Source organism: Enterobacter sp. CCUG 70166, assembly GCF_020224095.1.
Taxonomy (GTDB): Bacteria; Pseudomonadota; Gammaproteobacteria; order Enterobacterales; family Enterobacteriaceae; genus Enterobacter; species Enterobacter intestinihominis.
The window spans coordinates 1-12,209 of sequence record NZ_NRIQ01000072.1; the positions used below are offsets into that span (position 1 = coordinate 1).

Below are 12,209 nucleotides of genomic sequence, written 5' to 3' on the forward strand. Positions count from 1 at the left end.
TATGTATCCGGTCATACACTAACGCTTACCGGGCCTACAGGTATCGAGTGGGTCGGGTAAGGCGTAGCCGCCTCCCGACTCATGGCATTAAATCACCATATTCAACAGCAGCACCCCGACCAGGCCACACACCGAAATAATGGTCTCCAGCGCGGACCAGGACTTGATGGTTTCACCGATGGTCAGGTTGAAGTACTCCTTGAACAGCCAGAAGCCCGGATCGTTCACGTGGGAGAAAATCACGCTGCCCGAACCGACCGCGATAACCATCAGCTCAGGGCTTACGCCCGTGGTCGCAATCAGCGGCGCAACGATACCACCCGCGGTAATCGCCGCAACGGTTGCAGAGCCCAGCGCGATACGCAGCACCGCGGCAATAGACCATGCCATCAGGAGCGGCGATACGTTGGTTTCATGCATCATGGCAGCAATGTATTTATCCACGCCGCTGTCGACCAGCACCTGCTTAAACGCGCCGCCACCGCCGATGATCAGCAGCATCATGGCAATGATTTTGATGGAAGAGGTCAGCGTGTCGTTGATCTGATCCATGGAACGACCACGGTTAAGACCGAAGGTGAACATGGCGATCAGGACCGCAATCAGCGTTGCCATCACCGGGTCGCCCAGGAACTCCGCAACGGACAGGAACGCGTGACCTTTCGGCAGAACCATCTCTGCTACGGCACGCATTGCCATCAGGATCACCGGCACCAGAGAGGTCCAGACGCTGACGCCAAAGCCAGGCATCTCTGCATCTGTGAAGGTTTTGGCGCTGTACAGGCCTTCCGGGATGGGCTTATCAATGCCTTTCAGGAAGCGCGCATAAACAGGACCGGCCAGGATAACCGTTGGGATCGCCAGAATCGTACCGAACAGCAGGGTTTTACCCATGTCGGCGTGGAAGATGGTGGCGATAGCCGTTGGACCCGGATGCGGCGGCAGGAAGCCGTGGGTGACGGACAGCGCCGCAGCCATCGGTACGCCTACGAACAGCAGCGGGATGTTGGCGGCAGCGGCGATGGTGAACACCAGCGGCAGCATCAGGACGAAGCCCACTTCATAGAACAGTGCGAAACCGACGGTAAAACCGGTTAACACCACCGCCCACTGGATGTGCTGCTTGCCAAATTTATCGATAAGGGTAGTGGCAATACGCTGCGCGCCACCGCAGTCCGCGAGCATTTTACCGAGCATGGCGCCGAAGCCCATGATCAGCGCCAGGCTGCCGAGCGTACCGCCGACACCGGCTTTAATGGAGCTGATAACTTTAACCAGCGGCATTCCCTGCATCAGACCGACTGCAAGTGCCACCAGAACCAGAGCGATAAATCCGTTCATTTTGAAGCGGATCATCAAGAGCAGTAATAACACAACACCGATAGCGACGATGACTAATGGCATGATTGACCTGGCCTTTGAATTGTTATGGGTAACGTCATTGTTTCAACGACAAATTCCGGTTGTCCCAACTGGGAACAGAGTATTAACGGCACTCATACTGATGCCTGCGAAAACGATAAGTTTAGTCGGCTGTTATAAGGGTGTTGAGTGCCCATGGGAATGATACGGGTAACATGGCGTGATTGAGAATCACCCAGGGAGGCAAAATTTGAATTATGAGACGCAGGTCAACATATAGAGGGGGAGGCAAGAAAAAGCAGGCCCGGTAAGCGCAGCGCCACCGGGCAATACAGACGGGCACTGAATTAGTAGTAAGAGTGCTCGCCGCGCTGGTGTTCGGTCAGATCGCGCACGCCTTTCAGTTCCGGGAATTCGTTCAGCAGCTGCTTCTCGATCCCTTCTTTCAGGGTTACATCGACCATGGAGCAGCCGTTACAGCCGCCGCCGAATTGCAGGATCGCCAGACCATCTTCGGTGATTTCCATCAGGGAAACACGTCCACCGTGGCCGGCCAGCTGCGGGTTGATCTGCGATTGCAGCAGATATTCCACACGCTCCATCAGCGGGGCATCGTCAGAGACTTTACGCATCTTCGCGTTTGGCGCCTTCAGCGTCAGCTGCGAACCCAGCTGGTCGGTGACGAAATCAATCTCCGCATCTTCAAGATACGGCGCGCTCAGCTCATCAACGTATGCGGTGAGCTGTTCAAATTTAAGGGCAGTGTCAGTTGCTTCCACAGCATCCGGAGGACAATAAGAGACACCACATTCTGCATTCGGAGTGCCTGGATTGATCACAAACACGCGGATCTGCGTCCCTTCTTCCTGATTTGCCAGCAGTTTGGCAAAGTGCGCTTGTGCAGAATCGGAAATACGGATCATAGCTTTGGCCTAATAGTTGACTAAATTACCTGGGTATAATCATACGCCCATTGAAGAAGGGCTACAAGGTACGGCACAGACACCATACCTGAACTGACGCGGCGCCGCTTTGCAAAAGCAGTCGGGAAAGTTCAGCCACGGTACTGCCCGTGGTGACGACATCATCCACAATCGCGATATGGAGACCGTTGACCGGCAATTCAAGGCGAAAGGCGTTTTTCAGGTTTCTTTTGCGCGACCGGGCGTTGAGCCGGTGCTGAACGGCAGTGGCATGAATACGTTTCAGCGCAGAGGCGGGGTACCGGCAACCCAGCCAGCGGGCGAGCGGACGGCACAGCAGGTCGCTCTGATTGTATCCCCGCCGCCAGTGCCGACGCTGAAAGAGTGGCACGTTCACGAGCGTGTCGACCGACGGTAGCCCGCGCGTTCTTCGCGCCTGCAATACCGCCAGTAATAACAGGCGTGCCAGTGGCTCCGCCAGCGCGAACTGGCTGGAAAACTTAAACTGATGAACCAGACGACTCAGCGGCAAAACGTAATCATCCACTGCCACCAGCGCGCTCCACGGCGGCGCTTTTTTCAGGCATCGACCACAGGGGAGCGTCTGGCTTACGGCAGGCAAGCCGCATTGCGGACAGCCCTTCAGGTAACCCAGCGCTCCCGTGCAAACGGAACAGACGCCCCACGCGCTCAGCGCAAGTGGCATTCGGCATAGCCAGCACAAGCCGGGCACTGTTAGCATACGCAACCTCCATGTGAAAAAAGAGAACGTTAACTGATGAAGACGCTGTGGTGGCAGACCGTTGGAACGGGAAATTGTCATCTTGTGCTGCTGCACGGATGGGGACTGAACGCCGAAGTGTGGCGTTGCATAAGTGAGGAACTGGCCTCGCAATTTACGGTACACCTGGTGGATCTGCCGGGGTATGGCCGCAGCCAAGGCTACGGCGCGATGACGCTCGAGGACATGGCGGAGCAGGTTCTGGAAGCGGCGCCGCAAAAAGCCGTCTGGCTCGGCTGGAGCCTGGGCGGGCTGGTGGCAAGCCAGATTGCGCTGCGCCATCCTGAGCGGGTGCAGGCGCTGATCACCGTTGCCTCATCACCCTGTTTCAGCGCCCGCGAGGCGTGGCCGGGCATCAAACCTGAGGTGCTGGCCGGGTTCCAGCACCAGTTGAGCGAAGATTTCCAGCGGACGGTGGAGCGTTTCCTGGCGTTGCAGACGATGGGAACAGAAACCGCCCGTCAGGACGCGCGAATGCTGAAGCAGACGGTGCTTTCCCTGCCGATGCCGGAGGTTGAGGTGCTGAACGGTGGACTGGAGATCCTGAAAACGGCCGATTTGCGTGAGCCGCTGGCGTCACTGACGGTGCCGCATCTGCGTATTTATGGCTATCTGGATGGGCTGGTCCCGCGCAAGGTGGTTCCGCTGCTGGATGCGCTGTGGCCGGAGAGTGAATCAATGGTGGTTGCCAAAGCGGCACATGCGCCGTTCATCTCTCATCCTGCTGAGTTTTGTTCGGCGCTGTCCAATTTTATCAGCGAAGCGCCCACCACTCCCTGAGGCAGGCTTTACCTTCCGGACAACTTTTACAACTGCCGGACAGACAACTGTCCGGCTCTTCCTGAATGCGCACGGCTTTCCCCATCGCCTCCAGCCTTTCCAGCATGGCATCGATCATCGGCTGCGGCGTATGCAGGCTGAGGCTGAGCTGCTTCGCCTCCATTCGTCCCTGTAACGCCAGTAAGTCACGGACCTGAATCAACGATGCCATCTTTTTCCCCTCAGTGACAGTCGCCCGCAGGGCTACTACAGCAGGTCGTTGGGGTTTTGCGCGTTGCCAGCAGGTTAACGTCAACGCGGCTACGTGCCCGGCGCAGCAGGCCAATCACCATCACGTTAAACAGGATCACCGCGAGGATACAGACCAGGCTGTAGCGCGGATGCTGGCTGTAATTGACGGCCTGATAAAACACGGTCGCCAGCGAGTAGGCAATGTTCAGCCCCCACAGAATGGAGAAGCCCATCCAGCCGCGGCTGGACTCACGGGCAATGGCGCCCATGACCGAGATGCACGGAATATAGAGCAGGACGAAGATCAGGTAGCTGTAGGCCGCCGACGCGCTGCCAAATTTCTGGCCCATCACGCCCATTGCTCCGGTCGCCATTACGCCGTCGCCTTTGCTGGCTTCAATCGGGTTCGCCAGCACGCTCAGGCTGAAGGTGTCTTTCAGGCTCTGCCAGGTCTCTTCTACTGCACCCAGAAGTTCGTCACCGAGGCTGAACTCAGCCGGGTTGAACTCCTCTTTCTGGATGTTTTCCGCGGTGTAGAGCGTGTTCAGGGTGCCGACAACCACCTCTTTTGCCATCGCGCCAGTGAACAGGCCCACGGTTGCCTGCCAGTTGTCTTCCTGTACGCCAATCGGTTTGAAGACCGGCGTAATGATCCGGCTGACGGAGGCAAGGGCAGAGTTATTAATGTTGTCCGCTGCCTGGCCGCTCAGGGTGAAGCTGTTCAGGGCGCTCAGGAAAATGCTGACCACTACAATCACCTTACCGGCGCGCAGAACAAAGCCCTTCAGGCGCTGCCAGGTTTGAATAATCAGGCTTTTCAGATGCGGAACGTGATAAACCGGCAGTTCCATCACGAACGGCGACGCTTCGCCACGCATGATGGTGTGCTTCAGCATCAGGCCGGTGAGAATAGCCATCACGATACCCAGCACATACAGGGAGAAGACGGCAAGCGCCCCTTCCTGACCAAAGAACGCCGCGGCAAAGACCGCGAAGATCGCCAGACGTGCGCCGCAGGACATGAACGGCGCCATCATGATGGTCATCAGGCGTTCGCGCGGTGCGTCCAGCGTACGCGCGCCCATGACTGACGGCACGTTACAGCCAAAACCGACAATCAGCGGCACGAAGGATTTCCCCGGCAGCCCCAGCGCCTGCATCAGGCGGTCCATTACGAAGGCGGCGCGTGCCATGTAACCGGAATCTTCAAGGAAGGAGAGGAACAGGTACATCATGCCGATCTGCGGTACCAGCGGCAGGACGGTGTTGATCCCGCCGCCGATCCCCTGCGCAAGGAAGATGGTCAACCATTCCGGGAAGTGGAGGGTGTAGCCCAGCCACTGAATACCGTGCACGAAGATAGCGACAGAGCCGCCATCAAAGATGGGTTGCAATGCACCGCCGATGTTTATAGCGAGCAGGAACATTACGTACATCACCAGTAAAAAGATTGGCAAACCGAGGAAGCGGTTGAGCACAATCTTATCCACGGCGGCGGTGAAGCGGCTGGGTTCAGCGGTTAATGCATTGCTGACCACGTCACAGATAGCGGCGATGGCCTGATAGCGCGCATCCGCAATATGCAGGGCCGGGTCATCCAGCTCGTCGCTCAGGCGAGCCTGTGCAACGCTCAGTTTATCCGCCGCATCGCCTGCGTAGGCGCGGCTGTAGATATCGCCTTCCAGCATTTGCAAGCCAAGCCACAGGCGCTGTCTGGCGGGCATGGCGTTGTCCATCTCCTGCGCCAGCTGCCCGGCCTCGCGCAGCAGCGGCTGGGCGTAGTGCACCAGTTCGACGTCGGCATTGCCCGTGTGGCGGTCAATTGCCAGCTTCAGGGCGTCAATGCCGCGCGCGCGGGTAGAAACCAGCGGAACCACCGGGCAGCCCAGACGGGCGGAGAGGGCGTCGACGTCGATGCGCAGCTTTTGCTTCTCGGCGATGTCGAGCATGTTAAGCGCTACGATGCAGGGGATCCCCAGCTCCAGCAGCTGTAGCGTGAGGTACAGATTTCGTTCGAGATTGGAGGCATCCACCACATTGATGAGCAGATCCGCGTCGCCGCTCAGAATATAGTGGCAGGCAATTTGCTCATCGAGAGAGGTCTGAGATGAAATTGTGGTGAGTGAATAGGTCCCCGGTAAATCAACCAGCGTGACCTGATTATCTGTCGTGGTGAACTGGCCTTCTTTGCGTTCAACCGTTACGCCTGCCCAATTTCCCACACGCTGGCGTGCGCCGGTTAACTGATTAAATAAGGTTGTCTTGCCGGAATTAGGATTGCCAATTAAGCCAATAGTTAATTTTTTCATTGTTTTAGACTCACTGAAACCGCTGGCTTGTTAACGGGATAAAGATTCAACTTCAATTAATGCGAGGTCTTTTTTACGCAGAACCAGATTAACGCGTCGGGTTTCGATATGAACAGGATCGCCCAACGGCGCCACGCGCACCACCTGGAATGATGAGCCGGGTAGCATGCCCAGTGACAGTAACTTCTGCCGATAGGCCGGGCTTATCTCACGGGTAAAACCGATAATTTTCCACGCACTTTCTGGAGTGAATTGCATAGCGCCTGATTCCACGAGAGGTTAAATAATCAACACTGCGATGATAATGAGAATAGTTTTTATCAGCAATAATAAAAATGTGACGGGATGTTGTTAATCGTATTAATTTGCGGTCTGCTTGACCTTGCTCAATATTTGCGGGAATACCCGGGAAGGAATAAAAAGCGTATTTGTTAATGGAGTGATAAATAGCGGTTTAAATATGGATATGCAATCGGTTTCATATTTTACGATATAATTTTTCCCCTCACCCCGGCCCTCTCCCCAAAGGGGCGAGGGTGTTCAAGTTCCCTCTCCCCTTTGGGGAGAGGGTTAGGGTGAGGGGCATTTACAGGATTAGCGTTTCTTACCCATCGCCGCTGCCAGCGCATCCATCATCGCGCTGTTGCCTGCTGGCTGTGCGTCACGTCCGCGTGGCTTCGCGGCTTTCGCTGCCGGACGCTGCTGTTCACGGCCACCGCCATTACCGCCACGGCGCGCGTTAGTGTCGCCCGGTTGCTCGTCCAGACGCATGGTCAGGGCGATACGCTTACGCTGAAGATCCACTTCCAGCACTTTCACCTTCACGATGTCGCCTGCTTTGACCACGGTGTGCGGATCTTCAACGAACTTGTCGGCGAGGGAAGAGATATGCACCAGACCGTCCTGATGCACGCCGATATCCACAAACGCGCCAAAGTTGGTGACGTTGGTTACCGCCCCTTCCAGCACCATGCCCGGCAGCAGGTCGTTCATGGTTTCCACGCCGTCAGCAAAGGTCGCGGTTTTAAACTCAGGACGCGGATCGCGGCCCGGTTTTTCCAGCTCTTTGATGATGTCAGTGACCGTTGGCACGCCGAACTGTTCGTCGGTAAAATCCACCGCTTTCAGGTTACGCAGCGCGCTGCTGTCGCCCATCAGGTCTTTCAGCGCCTGCTGGGTGGCGGCCAGGATACGCTCGACAACCGGATAGGCTTCCGGGTGAACGGTAGAGGCATCCAGCGGGTTATCGCCGTGGTTGATGCGCAGGAAGCCCGCGCACTGCTCAAAAGCTTTCGGCCCCAGACGGCTCACCTTCAGCAGCTGCTGGCGGTTCTGGAACTGACCGTTCTCATCACGCCAGGCGACGATATTCTGCGCCATCATACGGGTCAGGCCTGCTACGCGGGTCAGCAGCGGAACGGAAGCGGTGTTCAGGTCCACGCCGACGGCGTTAACGCAGTCTTCCACCACCGCATCCAGCTTGCGCGCCAGTTGCGTCTGGCTCACGTCGTGCTGATACTGGCCCACGCCGATGGATTTCGGGTCAATTTTCACCAGCTCCGCCAGCGGATCCTGCAAACGACGGGCGATAGAGACCGCACCGCGCAGGGAAACGTCCAGTTCCGGGAACTCCTGCGCTGCCAGCTCAGAGGCGGAATAGACAGATGCCCCCGCTTCGCTGACGATCACTTTCTGCGCCGTCACTTTCGGGAACTGCTTCTGCACGTCGAGATAGAAACGTTCGGTTTCGCGGGACGCCGTACCGTTACCGATGGCAACCAGCTCAACGTTGTACTTTTCGCACAGCGCGGCGACCACGACAGCCGCTTTCGCTGCCTGACCGGTGTGCGGGTAAATGGTGTCGGTGGCAACCAGCTTGCCGGTGCCGTCAACCACGGCCACCTTCACGCCGGTGCGCAGACCCGGATCGAGACCCATGGTGGCGCGCAGGCCAGCCGGCGCAGCCATCAGCAGGTCGTGCAGGTTACGGGCGAAGACGTTGATCGCTTCGTCTTCGGCGCGCTCGCGCACGGTGCCCATCAGCTCGGTTTCGAGGTGCATGAGCACCTTGATGCGCCAGGTCCAGCTCACCACGCCTTTGCGCCAGCTGTCCGCCGGCGCGTTGTTCAGGCGCAGACCGAGGTGATCCATAATGATCTGCTCACAGTGGCTCTCTTTAGGCGGCTCGTCAAACTGCGGATCGGCATTCAGGGAGAGCTGCAGCACGCCTTCGTTACGACCGCGGAACATCGCCAGCGCGCGGTGAGACGGCGCGGTAGAAATGGGTTCGTGGTGAACGAAGTAGTCGCGGAATTTCGCGCCTTCGTCCTCTTTGCCGGACACCACGGTGGAGACGATATGGGCGTTCTTCCACAGGTAATCACGCACTTTGGCCAGCAGCGCCGCGTCTTCGGCGAAGCGCTCCATCAGAATGTAGCGAGCGCCGTCCAGCGCGGCTTTGGTGTCCGCTACGCCTTTTTCGGCGTCGATAAATCTGGCGGCTTCGGTTTCCGGATCGTGAGACGGCTCGTTCCACAGCAGGTCGGCCAGCGGCTCAAGGCCGGCTTCGATCGCAATCTGCCCGCGCGTGCGGCGCTTCGGTTTGTACGGCAGATAGAGATCTTCAAGTTCGGTTTTGCTCAGGGTGCCGTTAATGGCTTTTTCCAGGTCACTGGTCAGCTTTCCCTGCTCGCCGATAGATTTGAGGATCGCCTGACGTCGGTCTTCCAGCTCGCGCAGATAGCCCAGACGGGTCTCAAGGTTACGCAGCTGCGTGTCATCCAGACCGCCGGTGACTTCCTTACGATAACGTGCAATAAACGGCACGGTGTTCCCTTCATCAAGCAGACGAACGGCAGCTTCTACCTGTTCGGCTCTGGCCTGAATATCACCCGCAATAATGCGGCAGAGCGACTCTTTCATCATGGTCAGTTCATCTTGTGGATCGAAAATCAGGGGGATAGTTATACGGGCTGACACCAAAAAATGCCAGCCGGGGAGGGCGCTCTCGGACTATTTAACATACTCGATTTCGTTGACGTACCAGCTTGCTTCACCCGCGGGCGTCTGGACAACGGCTAAATCGCCCACCTCTTTTTTCAGCAGGGCGCGGGCCATGGGTGAATCGATAGAAATGTAATCCTTACGACCGAAAATCTCATCATAGCCGACGATACGAAAACGCAGGGTGTCGCCGTTGTCGTTTTCAATTTCGACCCACGCGCCGAAAAACACTTTACCTTCCTGTTGCGGGGAGTAATCGACAATTTTGAGATTCTCGAGGCATTTCGTCAGGTAGCGTACCCGGCGATCGATTTCGCGCAGTCGCTTTTTATTGTACTGATAGTCCGCATTCTCGCTGCGGTCGCCCAGACTTGCGGCCCAGGTGACTTTTTTGGTCACTTCCGGACGCTCTTCGCGCCACAGGTAATCCATCTCTTTTTTGAGTTTCTCGTACCCTTCGCGGGTGATCAGAGGCGTTTTCATGGTGCTGCCTTTAATGCCGGTTAACTGTCTTTGCGCACAATACGTAGCGCACAGTGTAACAGACAAGATTAATAATGATTTATGTGATGAAATGAACAGATAAGCTGCTGTTAAATATGCTTTGTAACAATTTCGTCTAGAATTTATACCAGAATTTGCTGGTCGAACCCGTGCACTTTTTTAGAATACGCTGTTCCAGGCTTATCCGAACCTTTGGGAGTACACACAATGCAAGAGAACTACAAAATTCTGGTCGTAGATGACGACATGCGCCTGCGTGCGCTGCTGGAACGTTATCTGACCGAGCAGGGCTTCCAGGTTCGTAGCGTCGCGAACGCGGAACAGATGGATCGTCTGCTGACGCGTGAATCCTTCCACCTGATGGTGTTGGACCTGATGCTGCCTGGCGAAGATGGGCTCTCTATTTGCCGTCGTCTGCGTAGCCAGAGCAACCCGATGCCAATCATCATGGTGACGGCGAAGGGTGAAGAAGTTGACCGTATCGTCGGCCTTGAGATTGGCGCTGATGACTACATTCCTAAGCCGTTCAACCCGCGTGAACTGCTGGCGCGTATTCGCGCCGTGCTGCGTCGTCAGGCGAACGAGCTGCCGGGCGCGCCGTCTCAGGAAGAGGCCGTCATTGCATTCGGTAAGTTCAAGCTGAACCTCGGCACCCGTGAAATGTTTCGTGAAGATGAGCCAATGCCGCTCACCAGCGGCGAGTTTGCGGTACTGAAAGCGCTGGTCAGCCACCCGCGTGAACCGCTTTCACGTGACAAGCTGATGAACCTGGCGCGCGGCCGTGAATACTCCGCAATGGAACGTTCTATCGACGTGCAGATCTCTCGTCTGCGCCGCATGGTGGAAGAAGATCCGGCGCATCCTCGTTATATTCAGACCGTGTGGGGTCTGGGCTACGTGTTTGTCCCGGACGGCTCTAAAGCATGAGGCGAATGCGCTTCTCGCCGCGAAGTTCGTTTGCCCGCACGCTGTTATTGATCGTCACCCTGCTGTTTGTCAGCCTGGTGACGACCTACCTGGTGGTGCTGAACTTTGCGATCCTGCCGAGCCTTCAGCAGTTTAATAAGGTGCTGGCATACGAAGTGCGTATGCTGATGACCGACAAACTGCAACTGGAGGACGGCACGCAGTTGGTTGTCCCCCCGGCGTTCCGTCGGGAAATCTACCGTGAGTTGGGCATTTCTCTCTATTCGAACGAAGCGGCGGAAGATGCCGGCCTGCGCTGGGCGCAGCACTATGAATTCCTTAGCCAGCAGATGGCGCAGCAGCTTGGCGGCCCGACGGAAGTGCGCGTTGAGGTCAATAAAAGCTCGCCGGTTGTCTGGCTGAAAACTTGGCTGTCACCCAACATCTGGGTGCGTGTTCCGCTCACCGAGATTCATCAGGGCGACTTCTCACCGCTGTTCCGATACACCCTGGCGATCATGCTGCTGGCCATCGGTGGCGCATGGTTGTTTATTCGTATCCAGAACCGACCGCTGGTCGACCTGGAGCATGCGGCATTGCAGGTTGGTAAAGGTATTATCCCACCGCCGCTGCGCGAGTATGGCGCATCGGAAGTGCGCTCGGTAACGCGTGCTTTTAACCACATGGCGGCAGGCGTTAAACAGCTGGCTGACGACCGTACGCTGCTGATGGCGGGGGTTAGCCATGACCTTCGCACCCCGCTGACACGTATCCGGCTGGCAACAGAGATGATGGGCGAGCAGGATGGTTATCTTGCAGAGTCCATCAACAAGGATATCGAAGAGTGTAACGCCATCATCGAGCAGTTTATCGACTACCTGCGTACCGGGCAGGAGATGCCGATGGAGATGGCGGATCTGAACGCGGTTCTGGGCGAAGTTGTTGCTGCCGAAAGCGGTTATGAACGTGAAATTGCGACCGACCTTCAGGCGGGCGAGATTCAGGTACGTATGCACCCGCTCTCCATCAAACGCGCGGTGGCGAATATGGTGGTCAACGCGGCACGCTACGGCAACGGTTGGATCAAAGTCAGCAGCGGTACGGAACTCAACCGCGCCTGGTTCCAGGTGGAAGACGATGGCCCGGGCATCAAGCCTGAGCAGCGTAAGCACCTGTTCCAGCCGTTTGTGCGCGGCGACAGCGCGCGCAGCACCAGCGGAACCGGCTTAGGCCTGGCGATTGTGCAGCGTATTGTTGATAACCATAACGGACTGCTGGAAATTGGCACCAGCGAACGGGGTGGTTTGAGCATTCGCGCATGGTTACCGGTGCCGGTTTTACGGGGGCAGGTGAAAGAGAGTTAAAAAAGGGTGGGGCCTGATGCCCTCACCCCGGCCCTCTCCCACGGGG

At 57.0% G+C, this 12,209-nt stretch carries 11 protein-coding genes; 3 read left to right on the top strand and 8 right to left on the bottom strand.

Annotated features, from left to right (window positions below; genetic code table 11):
- Positions 1-87: 87 nt before the first annotated feature.
- The 3 genes from gntT to gntX form a co-directional block, all read right to left on the bottom strand.
- Positions 88-1,404 (bottom strand): gluconate transporter, encoded by a 1,317-nt coding sequence (gene gntT / locus CKK19_RS24460; protein WP_023298788.1) that lies wholly within the window; start codon positions 1,402-1,404, stop codon positions 88-90.
- A gap of 305 nt (positions 1,405-1,709) precedes the next feature.
- Positions 1,710-2,285, bottom strand: a complete 576-nt coding sequence (gene nfuA, locus CKK19_RS24465) for a Fe-S biogenesis protein NfuA (RefSeq protein ID WP_003861601.1) — start codon at positions 2,283-2,285, stop codon at positions 1,710-1,712.
- Between the two features lie 61 nt (positions 2,286-2,346).
- Positions 2,347-3,027 (bottom strand): DNA utilization protein GntX, encoded by a 681-nt coding sequence (gntX, locus tag CKK19_RS24470; protein ID WP_063854396.1) that lies wholly within the window; start codon positions 3,025-3,027, stop codon positions 2,347-2,349.
- Between the two features lie 36 nt (positions 3,028-3,063).
- On the opposite strand from gntX, the gene bioH reads away from it, so the two are divergent.
- Positions 3,064-3,846, top strand: coding sequence for a pimeloyl-ACP methyl ester esterase BioH (bioH, locus tag CKK19_RS24475; RefSeq protein WP_063854395.1), 783 nt, complete (start codon positions 3,064-3,066; stop codon positions 3,844-3,846).
- On the opposite strand, the gene feoC is transcribed toward bioH, so the two are convergent.
- The 5 genes from feoC to greB form a co-directional block, all read right to left on the bottom strand.
- Complete coding sequence (feoC, locus tag CKK19_RS24480; RefSeq protein WP_063138080.1) at positions 3,821-4,057, bottom strand: [Fe-S]-dependent transcriptional repressor FeoC; 237 nt, start codon at positions 4,055-4,057, stop codon at positions 3,821-3,823. The two genes, bioH and feoC, sit on opposite strands and share 26 nt — an antisense overlap.
- Before the next feature lie 10 nt (positions 4,058-4,067).
- Positions 4,068-6,386: a Fe(2+) transporter permease subunit FeoB gene (feoB, locus tag CKK19_RS24485; RefSeq protein ID WP_063854394.1), complete on the bottom strand. Its 2,319-nt coding sequence runs from the start codon at positions 6,384-6,386 to the stop codon at positions 4,068-4,070.
- A gap of 30 nt (positions 6,387-6,416) precedes the next feature.
- Positions 6,417-6,644, bottom strand: coding sequence for a ferrous iron transporter A (gene feoA / locus CKK19_RS24490; protein WP_022649633.1), 228 nt, complete (start codon positions 6,642-6,644; stop codon positions 6,417-6,419).
- A gap of 336 nt (positions 6,645-6,980) precedes the next feature.
- Entirely contained in the window at positions 6,981-9,311 is a 2,331-nt protein-coding gene (locus tag CKK19_RS24495) for a Tex family protein (RefSeq protein ID WP_063854397.1), read from the bottom strand.
- 87 nt (positions 9,312-9,398) lie between these two features.
- Complete coding sequence (gene greB, locus CKK19_RS24500; protein WP_022649631.1) at positions 9,399-9,872, bottom strand: transcription elongation factor GreB; 474 nt, start codon at positions 9,870-9,872, stop codon at positions 9,399-9,401.
- 228 nt (positions 9,873-10,100) lie between these two features.
- On the opposite strand from greB, the gene ompR reads away from it, so the two are divergent.
- Positions 10,101-10,820 (top strand): two-component system response regulator OmpR, encoded by a 720-nt coding sequence (gene ompR, locus CKK19_RS24505; protein WP_001157751.1) that lies wholly within the window; start codon positions 10,101-10,103, stop codon positions 10,818-10,820.
- A complete protein-coding gene (gene envZ / locus CKK19_RS24510; RefSeq protein WP_003861615.1) occupies positions 10,817-12,163 on the top strand; it encodes a two-component system sensor histidine kinase EnvZ in 1,347 nt (448 codons plus the stop codon). The genes ompR and envZ overlap by 4 nt, the downstream gene beginning before the upstream one ends.
- Positions 12,164-12,209: the final 46 nt, after the last annotated feature.